Source organism: Chitinophaga sp. XS-30, from assembly GCF_008086345.1.
In the GTDB taxonomy this organism is placed as follows: domain Bacteria; phylum Bacteroidota; class Bacteroidia; order Chitinophagales; family Chitinophagaceae; genus Chitinophaga.
In genome coordinates this window covers 5961654-5977697 of sequence record NZ_CP043006.1, presented here as the reverse complement: position 1 = coordinate 5977697, position 16044 = coordinate 5961654, and the positions used below count along the sequence as shown (strand labels likewise).

The 16044-nt window shown below is 52.1% G+C and carries 11 protein-coding genes; 5 read left to right on the top strand and 6 right to left on the bottom strand.

Annotated features, from left to right (window positions below; genetic code table 11):
• Nucleotides 1–14 precede the first annotated feature (14 nt).
• The gene (locus tag FW415_RS24045; RefSeq protein ID WP_168208962.1) at nt 15–629 is read left to right on the top strand and encodes a DUF2306 domain-containing protein; all 615 of its coding nucleotides are present in this window, start codon (nt 15–17) and stop codon (nt 627–629) included.
• Nucleotides 630–755: 126 nt separating this feature from the next.
• On the top strand, nt 756–1523 hold the full coding sequence (locus FW415_RS24040; RefSeq protein WP_210420785.1) for a hypothetical protein: 768 nt from the start codon (nt 756–758) through the stop codon (nt 1521–1523).
• A gap of 134 nt (nt 1524–1657) precedes the next feature.
• Here FW415_RS24040 and recJ read toward each other — a convergent pair whose 3' ends face one another.
• Nucleotides 1658–3400 carry a single-stranded-DNA-specific exonuclease RecJ gene (gene recJ / locus FW415_RS24035; protein WP_246858853.1) on the bottom strand — a complete coding sequence of 581 codons (1743 nt, stop codon included), beginning with the start codon at nt 3398–3400 and terminating at the stop codon, nt 1658–1660.
• Between the two features lie 96 nt (nt 3401–3496).
• The gene (locus tag FW415_RS24030) at nt 3497–4462 is read right to left on the bottom strand and encodes a polyprenyl synthetase family protein (protein WP_148389643.1); all 966 of its coding nucleotides are present in this window, start codon (nt 4460–4462) and stop codon (nt 3497–3499) included.
• Nucleotides 4463–4710: 248 nt separating this feature from the next.
• Between FW415_RS24030 and FW415_RS24025 the strand changes: the two genes are divergently transcribed.
• The 3 genes from FW415_RS24025 (at nt 4711) to FW415_RS24015 (ending at nt 10209) form a co-directional block, all read left to right on the top strand.
• Nucleotides 4711–6255 carry an OmpA family protein gene (locus tag FW415_RS24025; protein WP_148389642.1) on the top strand — a complete coding sequence of 515 codons (1545 nt, stop codon included), beginning with the start codon at nt 4711–4713 and terminating at the stop codon, nt 6253–6255.
• A 177-nt stretch (nt 6256–6432) separates the two neighbouring features.
• A complete protein-coding gene (locus FW415_RS24020) occupies nt 6433–8403 on the top strand; it encodes a KUP/HAK/KT family potassium transporter (RefSeq protein ID WP_148389641.1) in 1971 nt (656 codons plus the stop codon).
• Between the two features lie 60 nt (nt 8404–8463).
• Nucleotides 8464–10209, top strand: coding sequence for a DUF4091 domain-containing protein (locus tag FW415_RS24015; RefSeq protein ID WP_148389640.1), 1746 nt, complete (start codon nt 8464–8466; stop codon nt 10207–10209).
• 108 nt (nt 10210–10317) lie between these two features.
• Here FW415_RS24015 and ftsZ read toward each other — a convergent pair whose 3' ends face one another.
• The 4 genes from ftsZ to murC all read right to left on the bottom strand — a co-directional run bounded on the left by ftsZ (nt 10318) and on the right by murC (nt 16025).
• Nucleotides 10318–12078, bottom strand: coding sequence for a cell division protein FtsZ (ftsZ, locus tag FW415_RS24010; RefSeq protein WP_148389639.1), 1761 nt, complete (start codon nt 12076–12078; stop codon nt 10318–10320).
• 113 nt (nt 12079–12191) lie between these two features.
• Nucleotides 12192–13598, bottom strand: a complete 1407-nt coding sequence (gene ftsA, locus FW415_RS24005) for a cell division protein FtsA (RefSeq protein ID WP_148389638.1) — start codon at nt 13596–13598, stop codon at nt 12192–12194.
• 17 nt (nt 13599–13615) lie between these two features.
• Nucleotides 13616–14653 (bottom strand): cell division protein FtsQ/DivIB, encoded by a 1038-nt coding sequence (locus FW415_RS24000; RefSeq protein ID WP_148389637.1) that lies wholly within the window; start codon nt 14651–14653, stop codon nt 13616–13618.
• A 13-nt stretch (nt 14654–14666) separates the two neighbouring features.
• Nucleotides 14667–16025, bottom strand: coding sequence for a UDP-N-acetylmuramate--L-alanine ligase (gene murC, locus FW415_RS23995; RefSeq protein WP_148389636.1), 1359 nt, complete (start codon nt 16023–16025; stop codon nt 14667–14669).
• Nucleotides 16026–16044 lie beyond the last annotated feature (19 nt).

Sequence of the window (16044 nt, the reverse complement as noted above, 5' to 3'; positions counted from 1 at the left end):
GAAACATGAAAAACATGAACACGCGCATTACATCCACAGTAAAGCTGGTGGCAGGAACGCTCCTGTTTCTTGCCTCCGCATACTTCATCTGGCTGAACAGAAAATTCTATACGCTGACACCGGAAGCGCTGGGCAAATACCTGGACGTGAAGTGGCTGATCATCGGGCACATTGCCGGCGGGGCTGTAGCCCTGCTCACCGGCCCTCTGCTGTTATGGGCGAAATTCAGGAACAGGTATCTGCACGTGCACCGTGCCATGGGCAAGGTGTATATTATGGCAATCCTGATCGGTGGCAGTTGCGCCCTCTATCTTACGTCCACCACAGCCTGGTCTGAAGGCTGGGCCTATGTGCTTTCCCTGTATGTGCTGGCCGGCCTTTGGGTGACGGCAGCGGGACTGGCCTGGTATTTTGTGCGCATGCGGAAGATGCGCCTGCATGAAGATTGGACAAAAAGGAGCTACATCGTTACGGTAGCCTTCATCGCACAGAATTTTCTGATGTACCATCCGCTTGTGCAGGGGCTTGGAAGCTTTGCGGAGACCGCACCTTCGGTCATATGGCTTTCCTGGAGCGTGCCATTCGTTTTGTTTGACATTTACCGGTCTTTCGGGAAGAAAAGCAGATGAAGGCAAGCTGTTATACATGCATCTATTTCAAGGATTATAAATAATCGTAAGCTGGTGGCGGCTTTTCGGATAGTTGTCAGTTTTTTGGTATGGAACTTGCACCTTGCCTGACAATAGCAAAACCATATGCGCTTAACCATTTCTTTATGGATGCTGGCCATACTCCTGGCAGCGGTCTCCTGCTCCAGAAACAGCACAGACACCCTCCCTTCCGGCGAGGATACCGATACGACCGGTTTCATCCCGCAGCCGGTGGGCGTTTCTTTTCAGAAAGTGAACCATCCGAAGGACGTAACGGATTACGTGCTGCAGATCCCGGCTTCCTATAACGAAAAGAAAACCACGAAATGGCCGGTTATCATTTTCCTGCACGGCATCGGTGAGCGGGGCAGTGACCTGAACCAGGTGAAGCGGGCCGGGCTGGCGGGGATCGCGGGTCAGGACCCTGACTTTCCGTTCGTGCTGATCGCGCCGCAATGCAGGGAAAACGGGTGGTGGGATGCGCCCAGTCTGAATATTTTGTATAAAGAGGTGCTGGAAAAATACAATGTTGATTCTTCCCGCATTTACCTGACAGGACTTAGTATGGGCGGTTACGGCGCCTGGGACTGGGCACAGTATGCGCCGCAGAACTTTGCGGCTGTGGCGCCGGTATGCGGGGGCGGTACGCCGTCAAAAGCCTGTGTGCTGAAAAGCAAGCCGGTCTGGGTGTTTCATAATGCCGATGATCCCACAGTGAGCGTGCAGTTGTCCCGGGATATGGTAAAGGCCATTCAGGATTGCGGCGGCACGCTGGTGAAATACACAGAACATCCCACCGGCGGGCATGATGCGTGGACGAAGGCGTATAAGGACCCGGCTTTGTTCGAGTGGATGAAGGCGCAAAAACTGTAAGCGTGAAAACGGAAACCATGATATGCTGCGGCGCGGAATATTTCGCGCCGTTTTGCTGCGCGCGGCTGTGATGCTGCTTCGGGCGGTAAAATGGCGTCTCAGGGGCAAGGCACCGGAAGCCCCGCCGCCGCGATTCAGCTTCCCGCAGCTGCCCGGATGTCGATCACTTTCAGCTGGAGCGAGGTATTCCCGTTCCATTCATTTTCCTCGATGGTGAATACCATATCAAAAGGCTGTTTGCTGGCGACGATCCCGAATTTATCCGCCATGAAGAACCCGATGCCGGAGAAGGAATAACCTCTTTGTTTCACCGAGAGTTTCAGATGTTCGTCTTTTACAATTTTGGAATACCCGGTGTCCATGATGTTCCGGGCGAGGAATATGGGCCGCAGGTTCTCGGGGCCGAGGGGCTCGAATTGCCGCATGATATTGTAGAAAGCGGGCGTAATGTCCGCAAAGGAAATTTCTGTGTCGATGACGATCTCGGGCACCAGCATGTCCGGATGGATGGTGGCCGCAACCACGGCTTCGAACTTTTCCTGGAAGGCGGTGACGTTTTCCGGCAGCAGGGTCATCCCCGCCGCGTAAAAGTGCCCGCCATAATTTTCGAGCAGTTCCTTGCACTGGTGGATCGCTTCATATACATTGAACCCTGAAACGGAGCGGGCGGAACCTGCAACCTTGTCATTGCTCTGAGTGAGGATGACGGTAGGGCGGTAATAATATTTGTCGATCAGCCGGGAAGCTACGATGCCCACTACCCCCTTATGCCAGTGCGGCTGAAAAAGCACGGTGGATTTGCGGTCCAGCTGCGCCACATCGTTCTGTATAATGGCCACGGCCTCCTGGGTGATGGTCATATCTATCTCCTTGCGGTCGAAATTGTCGGCATGCAGCATTTCCGCGAAGGCCTTGGCTTTGTCCACATCCTTTTCAATGAAGAGGTTCACGGCCTTGCGGGCATCATCCATCCTGCCGGCGGCATTCACGCGGGGAGCGATGACGAACACCAGGTTGGAGGTGGTCATTTTTTCTTTCAGGTTGCTGAGGTCGATGAGCGCCTTGATGCCGGAGCTGGGGGATTCATTCACCTGTTTGATGCCATGGTAGGCCAGTACCCGGTTTTCGCCGGTCATCGGCACGATGTCCGCGGCAATGCTGGTGGCCACCAGGTCCAGATACTGATACACCTCCGTCATCGGGATGCCTTTTTTCTGTGCCAGGGCGGAGATCAGTTTGAAGCCGATACCGCATCCGCTCAGTTCCTTGTAGGGATAGGGGCAGTCATCCTGTTTCGGGTTGAGGATGGCCACGGCATCCGGCAGCGTGGTATCCGGCAAATGGTGGTCGCAGACGATAAAATCGATGCCGAGGGACCGGGCATAGGCGATATGCTCCACGGATTTGATACCGCAGTCCAGCGCCACTATGAGGCTGAAATCATGCTCATGGGCATAGGTAATGCCCTGCATGGATACGCCGTATCCTTCCCGGTAACGGTGCGGCACATAAAATTCCAGGTTATTATATATGGAGTGCAGGAAACTGTAGACGGTGGCTACGGCGGTGGTGCCATCCACATCATAATCCCCGTAAACGAGAATTTTTTCCTGCCGGAAAAAGGCCAGTTCCAGGCGGGAGATGGCCCGGTCCATGTCTTTCATCAGCCAGGGATCGTGGAGATCGTCCAGTGTAGGGCGGAAAAATTGTTTGGCTTCATCGAATTTCCTGATACCGCGTTGTACCAGTAATCTGCAAAGTAAGGGATGAATGCGCAAAGCTGCCTGCAGCAGTTGTTCTTCTCGTGGTTGATATTTCTTAACGGTCCAGCGTTTCTGCATGAATTCTTGCTTGCGGAAGATGCTTCCAATGTTCAATCAGTCTCGGTTGTAATATAAGGATGATTGGCATATTATCCCTTTCCGGGGGATACTTTACGCCAAAACGTGGAATTATCCTGCTCTGCAAGCAGGTCAAAACTTCCGGTCCGTGGTAAAGCGGACCAGGGACTCCAGCCCGGAGCGGACCTCGCTGCCGGGAAGCTGGTGCAGAATGGTCAGGGCTTCGTCGCGGTATTCCAGCATTTTTTGCTGTGTATAGGCTATACCGCCGCTTTCCTTCACCATTTCGATCACTTCGTTGACTTTGTCTTTATCCTTATTGTGGTTCCTGACTATATTAATGATATATCTTTTCTGTTCCCGGGGGGCGTGCTGGAGGGTGTAGATCAGCGGCAATGTCATTTTCTTTTCCCTGATATCGATGCCGGTGGGTTTGCCGATGTTGGCGGCGCCGTAATCGAACAGGTCGTCCTTGATCTGGAAGGCGATCCCTACTTTTTCGCCGAAGAGGCGCATTTTTTCGGTATGATCTTCCGAGGCGGAGGTGCTCCAGGCGCCGGCGGCGCAGGCGGAGGCGAGGAGGGAGGCCGTTTTGCGGCGTATGATCTCGAAATAGATATCTTCCTTGATATCCAGGCGGCGGGTCTTTTCGATCTGCAACAGTTCGCCTTCGCTCATTTCCTTTACGGCCATGGAAAGTATCTGGAGGGTGCGGTAGTCGTTATTATTGAGGGACAGCAACAGGCCTTTGGTCAGCAGGTAGTCCCCGACCAGTACGGCGATCTTGTTCTTCCAGAGGGCGTTCACGGAAAAGAAGCCACGGCGTTCCAGGGAGTCGTCCACCACGTCATCATGCACGAGGGTAGCGGTGTGGAGGAGCTCCACGAGGGCGGCGGCACGGTAAGTGTCCTCATTAATGCTGTCATTGAACAGGCGTGCGGACAGGATGACGAACATGGGCCTGATCTGTTTACCCTTTCGTTTAACGATGTAGTGCATGATCCTGTCCAGCAAGGGAACATCACTTTTCACCGCGTCTGCGAACTTTCCTTCGAAATCCTGTAATTCCTTCCCGATCAGTTGTTTAATTTCCTCCATGTGTTAAATAAAAAGGTTCGCTAAGCTAGCCCTAAAATATCATATTTCGATAATTTGGCCCCGAATTTGTAGTTAAGCCCCGGAAGTTCTTTTAAGGATGTTTTAATTATACCCTAATTTTGAGGCACTTACCAATGCAAATAAAATCGCAAGAAAAATTTGTATATTCATTTAGGATTTTTACCTTTGCTTGGTAAAAAACGCGTTAATTGTAAAATCTTTAACAGTTTTTAAATAAAAAAACAATTATGGCAAGCAAAAAGTACTTACTACTGGCAGGTGCAATGACCCTTCTGGCTGCATCTCCTGGTTTTGCGCAGGTTAAACCCAATTATGATGCCCTGGACTCCTCCAAAGTTTCGGCTCGTAATATGGAGCAGTTTAACAGCTTCAGAAACAACCAATCCGACTACCCGGCCAAACCAAGAAATATGTGGGAACTTGGTTTCCACGGCGGTTACCACTTCATCAAAGGTGATGTAGCTGCTCTGCCCGGTTTTGGCGGCGGTTTCTCTTTAAGAAAAGCTCTCGGTCATACTTTCTCTATCAGAGGTGAGTACACTGGTTCTTTTGACTATGGTCTGGATTACCAGTTGAAACCTGCAAACTATGCAAACTCCAATGCATGGGCTGCAACCGCAGGCAATAACAGCGGCAACATCGTTCCCAATTACAAGTCAGCTACCCACGCACTGTCTTTGGACATGATCGCCTCCCTGAGCAACATCCTGTTCTACAAATCACAGCCTAAAGTTAACTGGTACGTATTGGCCGGTTACAGCATCCTGGCTGCTGACGTAGACGTGGACGCCCTGAATGGTACTGCTGCTTATGACTACAGCGGTATCAACTTCGGTGGTAAAAAGAAAGACATCCGCGACGCGCTGAAAGACCTGAATGACAAAGATTACGAGCAAAATGCTCCTTCTCAGGGCAACAGGATCCAGATCGGCCGTAACGACGACAACCAGTTGCTCCGTCACGCACTGAACCTGGGTACCGGTATCGCATTCAAAGTGTCTAAACGCTTCAACATCGGCGTTGAACAGAAAGTTACCATGCCTTTCGATGATTACATGGATGGCTACAATTCCGGTGTATATGATGCCAGCAAAGACATCATCTCTTACACCAGCCTGCGTCTGAACTTCAACCTGGGTAACCCCAACAAACGTGTTGAACCGCTTTGGTGGGTTAATCCGATGGACTTCGCTTACAACGAGCTGAACAGCCCCCGCCGCATGAAGCTGCCGACTCCGGTACTGCCTGATGCTGACGGTGACGGTGTAACAGACCAGTTCGACCGCGAGCCTAACACACCTGCAGGTGCTCCCGTTGATTCTCACGGTGTAGCTAAAGATACTGACGGTGACGGTGTTCCTGACTACAAAGACAAAGAACTGATCACACCTACTTATTGCCAGCCGGTTGATGCCGATGGTGTTGGTAAATGCCCGGATCCTGAGTGCTGCAAGAACATCCAGACGTTCTCCTGCGCCAGCCTGGTACTGCCCAGCGTATCTTTCAAAGGTAGCTCTACCCGTATCTCCAGCGATTTCGAAGCTGTTCTGGGTAGCGTAGCAAACACACTGCGTCAGAATCCTTCCTGTAATGTACTGGTTACCGGCCACGCTGGTGCCAAAGGCAAGAAAGGTGGTGTTGACCTGAGCTCCCGCCGTGTGGACGCTGTGATCGATTACCTGGCTGAAAAACAAGGTATCGACCGCGGTCGCTTCATCAAACAAAACACTCCTGGTGATGCAGGTACTGTAGATCTGGCTCCTGCCAACTAATACCACATCATAGGTAAATATTTCCGAGAGGTCCTGCTAACCGCAGGGCCTCTCTTTTTTTATAGCCGTTTTATTCACATGGATAATTCGTAATTATCACTAAATTTGAACCTGCCTTTCATCTGCCATTTCTTTCATGACCAGATGTAACCGCAGTTTCATCTTATATTATTAAGCGTGGTAAAAGATTTCAATAAAGCTACCCTGGCCGGCCTGATCGTGGCCCTGGGGATCATCTACGGCGATATCGGTACCTCTCCGCTCTATGTGTTCAAAGCCATTGTCGGACCTAACGAGATCAGTGAACTGCTGGTGATCGGGGGGATTTCCTGCATTATATGGACGCTCACCCTCCAGACGACGGTAAAATATGTGATCCTGACCTTGAAAGCGGATAACAAGGGCGAGGGCGGGATATTCTCTCTATACGCGCTGGTGCGAAGGCATGGCAAGTGGACCGTCATCTTCGGGATGATCGGGGGAGCGGCTTTGCTGGCTGACGGCATCATTACCCCGCCTATTACCGTTACCTCGGCCATTGAAGGTTTGCGTACCCTGCAGGTCTTCCGGGACCTGGGGGAATGGACCATCGTGAAGATCGTACTGGCCATTATCAGCGGCATGTTCTTCATGCAGCAGTTCGGCACCATGTCCATCGGAAAGATGTTCGGGCCCATTATGGTCGTGTGGTTCGGTATGCTGGCAGTACTCGGCGTTTCCCATATTGCGGATGACCTCTCTGTATTGAAAGCCTTTAATCCCTACTACGGCATTGAATTATTGACCCTTTACCCCCAGGGCTTTCTGATCCTCGGGGCGGTCTTCCTTTGTACTACGGGGGCGGAAGCCCTGTATTCCGATCTCGGGCACTGCGGACGGGGCAATATCCGTATTTCCTGGATATTCGTAAAATCATCCCTCATACTCAACTATCTCGGTCAGGGTGCATGGCTGCTCACCCAGAAAGGGCAGACACTGGCGGGCGGTATCAATCCCTTTTTCAGCATCATGCCGGAATGGTTCGTCATTTTCGGGGTACTGATCGCTACCATTGCCTCCATCATTGCCAGCCAGGCGCTGATCTCCGGATCTTTTACCCTTATCTCCGAAGCCATGCGGATGAACCTGTGGCCCAAGCTGAAAATCAACTACCCCACCGAATTAAGGGGGCAGCTGTATATCCCCGGCATTAACCTGATGTTATTCGTCGGATGTACAGCTATTGTGCTGATCTTCCGCGAATCCGGGAAGATGGAGGCAGCCTATGGCCTGTCTATCACCATCTGTATGTTGATGACCTCCTGCCTTTTTGCCTTTTATCTATATACCCGCAGGGTAAAGCTGATGTGGATCGCCCTGTACCTGGTGGTCTATCTTTCCATAGAATTCTCGTTCCTTTTCGCCAACCTGGTGAAATTCATGCATGGCGGCTATGTGACCGTGATCGTGGCCGGGGCCTTGTTCCTCGTGATGTACGCCTGGTTCCGTTCCCGCAAGATCAAGAACCGTTATGTGGAGTTCGTGAAGCTGGAAGATTACCTGCCTATCCTGCAGGAACTGAGCAACGATACCACCATCCCCAAATATGCCACCCACCTCGTGTATATGAGCAGTGCCGACAATCCGAAGGAGATCGAGCACAAGGTCATTTACTCCATCCTCAATAAAAAGCCCAAACGCGCGGATATTTACTGGTTCGTGCATGTGGATGTGGTGGATGAACCGTACATGAGCGAGTATTCGGTGCAGACCATCATTCCGAATGAGGTGATCCGCGTGGAATTCCGCCTGGGTTTCAGGGTGGAGCAGCGCATCAACCTGATGTTCAGGATGGTAGTGGAGGATATGGTGCGCAACAAGGAGGTGAACATCACCAGCCGCTACGAGTCGCTCAGCAAGAATAATGTAGTCGGCGATTTCCAGTTCATCGTCATGGAAAAATTCCTTTCGCACGATAACGATCTTCCGCTGCATGAGCGCATCATCATGCGCCTGTATTTCCTGCTGAAAAGGATCGGATTGTCCGAGGAAAGAGGCTTCGGGCTGGACTCGAGCTACGTGACCCTGGAAAAATTCCCGCTGGTGGTGGCGCCGGTGACCAATCTTCAACTGAAAAGGATACACGAAAGATACCGGGAGGAGGATTAGTGTTGCTGGAAAACAGGACAGGTATTATATTTAGGGTCTCTACTCTAAAACATGTCTTGTATGATGAAGCTCTTTTATGCCGCAGCATTGCTGCTGGCAATTTCCTGCAATGTAAACGTACAGCAGCAGGAACAGCAACCGCAACAATACCAGGAACTGCCCGATCCCCGGCCGGTAGACGAGGCCACCTGGGCAGCCGTAACACCCGGCTCACATGCGGGATTCGGCAGTGCCGACATCCGTTATGAAAAACGTAATGCCCCCGATCCCGCTTCCCTGAAAGCCAGCTGGAACACCCGCGCCTGGAAAGGCGAAAAAATTCATACCCAGTTCCTGATCTACACCACAGACGCCCTGGAGGCAGTCAGCATCGAAAAATCCGACCTGAAAGATGATCAGGGCAACAGCATCCCGGCGTCCGCAGTGAATACCGGTTTTGTACGGTATGTGATGACGGATGAGCTGAATAAAGATGGCTCGGGATGTGGGCATCGCAAACCGGAAGATTTTGATTCTTCCCTGGTGGCGGACGCCATCGACATCATTCCCGCTATTAATATCGCCGCCCGTACCACCCAGCCGGTATGGCTCAGCGTTGCTGTGCCTGCCAATACACCTGCGGGTACGTATAAGGGACAGGTGACGGTGATGATGGGAGAAAAGAAAGACCCGGCAAAACTGGCATACGAAATCACCGTAGGGGAACGCACGCTGCCCCAACCGGAAAACTGGGACTTTCACCTGGACCTGTGGCAAAGTCCATATGCGATAGCAAGGGTGTACAACGTGGCTCCGTGGAGCGAAGAGCATTTCGCTGCGATGAAACCTTATATGCAAATGCTTGCCAAAGCCGGTCAGAAAGTGATCACCACCAGCATCATCTATGATCCCTGGAACAGCCAGACCGAAGATATCTATGGCGATATGGTGAAATGGACGAAGAAAAAAGACGGTTCCTGGAATTTCGATTATACGGTATTCGACAAATGGGTGTCTTTCATGCAGGACATGGGCGTCACCAAACAGGTGGCCTGCTACAGCATGATCCCCTGGAACCTGAAATTCTATTATTTCGATGAAGCGGCAGGGAGGGACACGTTCATCGTTGCCAAGCCCGGCACGCCAGAATACGATAATCACTGGCGCCCGATGCTGGCGGATTTTTCCAGCCATCTGAAGGAAAAGGGCTGGTTCGATATCACCTGCATTGCGATGGACGAACGCCCCATGGAAGCCATGCAGAGCGCTATCAAGCTGATCCGCAGTGTGGATAAGGACCTGAAGGTTTCGCTGGCCGGCAACTATCATAAGGAGCTGGTGAATGATATTTTTGATTATTGCGTGGCCTCGGGGCAGGAATTCACGGCTGAAGAAAGGAAATGGAGAGCGGAGAAAGGCTGGCCCACCACTTATTATACCTGCTGTACGGAAGGGTTCCCGAACACTTTCACTTTCTCCCCACCGGCAGAGTCCGCCTGGCTGGGATGGCATGCTGCCGCGAAAGATTACTCAGGTTACCTGCGCTGGGCCTATAACTGCTGGGTAAAGGCGCCGCTGCAGGATTCCCGCTTCCGCTCCTGGGCGGCCGGGGACACTTATCTCGTATATCCAGGGCCGCGCTCTTCCATTCGTTTTGAAAGGCTGGTGGAAGGCATTCAGGCTTACGAAAAGATCCGCATGCTGAAGGCCGAAGGCAAAGGCGCGGAAGTTGAAAAGATACTGGCGGAATTTAACCTGGATGCTTTGAAAACAAGGAAGGCCGGAGAGATGGTGACAGCGGCAAACGATATGCTGAACGGTATATAAGCACAGGGCATTTGCTGATGCCCTGCGGAAAAGCAGACATAAAAAATCCTCCGAGGAATCGGAGGATTTTTTTAACACAACTAAAAAAACAATCAAACGTAATATATCTTAATCCGGTTTTTTGCCGTCCAGAAAAGTATTGATGGTATTGATCTCTGCCTGGTTCTCGCCATTGCTGCCTACTGCGTAGCCGGAGTAGAAGTTCTCGGCTGATCCGGACCCGTTATCCAGCCCGACATTCCTGCGGAGATAAGCAGGTACGTTCTCTATTTCCTGGTTGTTCTCCATATTCTTCACGTTGAAGCTGATGCTGCGCAGCTTTGCCACACGTTCCATCTGTTTGCGCTTCAGTTCATCCTGCTGCTCGTCGTGGAGCTGTTGCGGCGCTTCCGGCTGTTGCGGCTGCTGCGGCTGTTCCGGTGTGGCTGGCTCTTCCCGTAGCACCATCTTCATTTCAGGCTTGTCGTCCTGCTGATTGTTCACCGGTTCCACATAAATGTTGGAGGGCCGGTTCAGGTAACCTCCGGAAGTAGCAGAAGGGGCCTGGGCAGCGGGTTTTTGCGGCTGCACCTGTTGCGGCATTTGCTGAACCGGTGGCTGCACCGGTGGAGCGGGTGGAACAGGGGGCGCAGGCTCCGGCTCAACCGGTGATATGTTCAGTACAAAGGTCTCTTTTTCTTCCACCGGCGGAACGAAGTTTGCGGCGGGAGCGGGGTAGGTGACCTGTGGTTCTACCAGCATAGGCGCCATCATATCTTTCGCTTCGGCGGGTTCTTCGTCGGAGAAGAGCATGCCCTGGTTGTTCATTTTCTTCTCTTCGCCTTCGGCGCCCAGCGTCATCACGATCTTCGGCTCGTCCTTCTGTCCGGCATCTGTATTGGCGGGTTTTATCTGCTGGATAGGGTTCTGCTCAAAGCCGGTGGCAATGATCGTCACCCCAAGGTTGCGCTCCAGCGACTGGTCGTATCCCACACCGAGGATCACGTCGCAATCTTCCCCAGCCATGCTCTGCACATAAGCCTGGATGGTATCCATTTCATCCAGCGTATGCTCGAACTCGCCTTCGGCGGAGGAAATATTGATCAGGATCCATTTGGCGCCCTTGATATCGTTGTCGTTCAGCAACGGAGAAGTCAGCGCTTCTTCGATCGCTTTCTGCGCACGGCTCTCACCTTCTGCTACGGCGGCGCCGAGGATAGCCACACCACCATTGCGCATCACGGTGCAAACGTCCGCAAAGTCCACATTGATCTGACCGGTGGAGTTGATCACATCGGTGATACATTTGGCTGCGGTGGCCAGCACATTATCTGCTTTCTCGAATGCGGCCTTGAACTTCAGGTCCCCGAATTTCTGGCGCAGCTTGTCATTCGAGATGATCAGCAGGGTATCTACAAAATCTTTCAGGCGGTTGATGCCTTCTTCCGCCTGTAGCATGCGTTTCTTCCCTTCGTAAGAGAAGGGGGTGGTTACGATGCCGACGGTGAGAATACCCAGCTCTTTACAGATGCGGGCGATGATGGGAGCGCCTCCGGTGCCGGTGCCGCCGCCCATGCCTGCGGTGATGAATGCCATTTTGGTATTCACCTCCAGTATCTTTTTGATTTCTTCAAAGGATTCCTCCGTTGCCTGCTCTCCGATCCTAGGGTTGGCGCCCGCTCCCAGTCCCTGCGTGAGGTGTGGCCCCAGCTGTACCTTGTTGGGCACCGGGCTGTTTGCAATAGCTTGTGCATCGGTATTGCATATAATGAAGTTCACCCCTTCGATGTTCTGGCTGAACATGTGGTTCACCGCGTTGCTACCACCGCCACCAATGCCAATGACTTTGATGATGGAGGATTTTTCCTTTGGAAGATCAAAATGTATCATGACTCTTACTCTTTTTTTGGGTTAGTATTAACGTACCGTTTTCCTACGCTACTGTTTTGATCGTTATTTTTTAAAACTGTTTTTACTTGCAACAATCACGCCATAGAACTGCATTACAGTTTGGCGTCCTCTTCTTCGGTGAACATGTCGATGATCTTTGTTTTCATCCTGTCCAGGAAACCCTTGAGAGAGGCGTTGCGTTCTTTTGCTTTTCTTTCCTGCCTTTCACCGGCCGTTTCTGCGGCGTCTTCGTCTTCATCCATCCATTCTTCTTCGGTCGTTCGTGCCGCTTGTTCTTTCGCGAAATAGCTGGTGTTGATCTTTACATAATTTTCTTCCAGCGCTCTTTTGTCATTCTCGTAATCATTATAGCCTTTCAGTATCAGGCCTACGCAGGTTGCGTACATCGGTTTCGTCAGCTCGTCGGTATGCCCGCTGGCAAGATGCTCATTGGGGTAGCCGATGCGTGCGCTGACGCCAGTGGTGTATTCGGTTAATTGTATGAGATGTTTGAGTTGTGAGCCGCCGCCCGTCAGGATGATGCCGCCGTTGAGCATTTTGTTGTCCATCCCGATCTGTTTCAGGTGATACACCACGAAGTCCAGTATCTCGCTCATCCTGGCCTGGATGATATGGGCCAGGTTCTTCACGGATATCTCTTTCGGGCTTTGCCCGCGGAGGCCGGGTATGGTGATGTAGGCGTTGTTCTTGGCTTCATCCGCCAGCGCATAGCCGAACTGTACCTTCATTTGTTCCGCCTGTGTTTTCAATACCCCGAGGCCGTTCTTGATATCGTTGGTGATATTCTCACCGCCGTAGGGGATCACCGCGGTATGTTTCAGGATGCCTTCATAGAATACGGCGAGGTCCGTTGTACCGCCACCAATATCTACAATCGCCACGCCGGCTTCAAAGTCCATATCGCACATTACCGCCGCGGCAGAGGCCAGGGGCTGCAGTACGAGGTCTTTGATGCGCAGCCCGGATTTTTCCACACTGCGGTTGATATTCCTGATCGCATTCTTGTCTCCCGTAATGATATGGAAGTTGGCGCCCACTTTCACACCGCTCATGCCGATGGGATACGTGATGTTCTGCAGGCTGTCCACAATATATTGCTGCGGGATCACATCAATGATCTGATCGCTGGCAGGGATTACCGTTTTATACTGATCGTTGATCAGCTGGTCGATATCCTTCTGGGATATCTCCGCATCGGTGTCGCTGCGTACGATATCGCCGCGGGTCTGGAGACTTTTGATATGATGACCGGCAATGCCGACATATACTTCGTTGATCTCAAGGTTGGGGTTGGAGGCATAACAGTTTTCCAGGGCCTGACGAATGGCCTTGATCGTCTGGTCGATATTCAGCACCATTCCGTGCTGTACGCCAAATGATGGGGCTTTCCCGAATCCGAGGATTTCCAGTTTCCCGTATTCATTCTTCCTTCCTGCGATGGCAGCTATCTTCGTGGTTCCAATGTCGAGACCTACAATGATGGGAGCTTCCTGATTCATGGTGTGATGTTTATTTTTTAGTTGCGATTATTACGATTGTTACCTGGATATACCGCTTTGGGCTTCTGGCTGCCGGCCTTTGCAGGCTTTTTGGCGGCTGGCTTGACGGTTTTGCTGGAAGCGGGTTTGTCCGTTTTCGGTTTTTTGACCGGTACGGGGTTGTCCGCTGGTTTCGGATCGACGGCCGCTACCGTTGCCCGGAGATCTTCGTCCATCGCCACATCGGCGTCGGTGGTATCTCTGTACATGGGCGGTGGCGGTGCGCTTTTGCCATCTCTTCTCGTTCCGATCACTTCTTCATGGTAGGCAATGTTGATGCGCGAATAGGTGTTCCATCCTGCTTTGCTCAGTCCTTCGCGGTAGAACAGCAGCAGTTTGTTGAACTTTTTTTCGATATCGTTCCCTTCTCCGAAAACGATCACATGATCGCCGAGCTTGGGAATGATCTCGAATTTCCGGTCCCCGGTGATCACTACCTGTTCTACCTGTGCATTCCAGAAGGTGTCCGTGGCGATGAAGCGCGCCATGTTGCCGATCTGTTTGTAGAGCAGGCTGTCTTCTTTCCTCAGTTTTTCCGCTTCCGTAGGGAAACCGGTGAATACCGGCACTCTTGCAGTGAAGCGGTCTGATACCGGGATGCGCTCATTCTGCTCATCCAGGTAAAAGCTGTTTCCGGAGAAGGTGAACACCCGGGCCAGCGGGTCCCGCTGCACCACATCGATATTCAGTATCTGCCGGTTATCGACGTACAGTTCGGCGGAGCGTACCCATGGATCTGCTTCCACGATCTGTTCCAGGTTATTGATATCCAGTTCGCTAACCGGAGTGCCAACGGGATTGCGGCTCTTGTCTTTAAGGACCAGGGCCTTGATATCATTTTCATCGATGAACGCATTCCGGTCATCTCCCCTGAGCTGTACCCGGATGCCCTTGCATCTTGCGGTATCCTTTTCCTGCACCGCTGCGGCGAGCAGTACCACAAAACCCGCCAGCACACCGCTCCAGAGAAGGAGAGTGAAAATGCGCCTGAGGATTGTTGCAGTTTTTGGTGCCATAATTATGAATACTTTATTTGTTGTTCAATAATGTCTGTAACGGTTCACGTAACCGGTCAATATCTCCCGCCCCGGCCGTGATCAGCATTTCCGGAGCATTTCCGGAAAGGTATGCCGGTACTTCATCACGACTGATGATCTTCACTTCCGGTCCGCTGATCCGGGCGGCGATCATTTCGCTGCTCACCCCTTCGATGGGCAGTTCCCTGGCCGGATAAATGGGTAGCAGCACTACTTCATCCGCCATGGACAGCACTTCTCCGAACCCTTCCGCAAAATCCCTGGTGCGGGAGTAAAGGTGCGGCTGAAAAACCACCGTGCATTTCCGGCCGCTGAACAAAGTTTTTGCACTGGTGATCAGCGCTCTCAGCTCTTCGGGATGATGTGCATAGTCGTCTATATACACCGCCTTTTCATTTTTCACCAGGTATTCGAACCGGCGGCGGATGCCTTTGAAATCAGCCACCGCAGCCCTTATTTTTTCACTGCTGATACCGAGCAGGTGAGCCACGCTGACAGCGGCTACCATATTCTCCACATTGTGCATGCCGCCGATATAGAGCTTCAGGTTATCGATTATCCAGTCCTGCTGCATCACATCAAATTCATACCCGCCGTTCTCCATCCGGATGTTAACGGCATAGATGTCTGCAGCATCATTCTGCAGGCTGTAGCTGAGCTTGTTGTCGCCGTGCAGATCTGTTCCCCGTGGAAGGCCGTGCCGTGCCAGCAAGGTGCCGTTCGGTTTGATATTGGCGGTGTACCGGATAAATGCGGCTTCCACTTCTTCCGCGGTGCCATAGATATCCAGGTGGTCCGGGTCCATGGCCGTCAGTACAGCGATGTCCGGGCTCAGTTTCAGGAAAGAGCGGTCATATTCATCGGCCTCTATCACGGCAACCGGTTTGTCGCTGCTCCAGAAGTTCTTGCCATAATTGGAGCTGATGCCGCCGAGGAAAGCATTGCATCCGTAGCCGGTATGCCGCAGCAGGTGTGCGATCATGGTGGATACGGTGGTTTTGCCGTGCGTGCCGGCCACAGTGATGGCAAACAGCTCCCGGGTGATCTCCTGCAGTACGTCACTGCGTTTCACCACTTCATACCCGTTTTCCCGGAAGTACACCAGTTCTTTATGTGTGGCGGGTATGGCGGGTGTGTACACCACCAGGTCCGCAGCCTTGTCGATCAGCGCCAGGTCCTCCGCATAGTGAATGCCGATGCCTTCTGTTTCCAGTTGCTGCGTGAGCTGGGTAGGCGTTTTGTCATAACCGCTCACGGCCACGCTCTTCTCGTTAAAGAAGCGGGCAATGGCGCTCATACCGATGCCGCCGATACCTACAAAATAAACCCTATGTATGTTACTCAGTTCCATATATCCGTTCCCGAAAGGG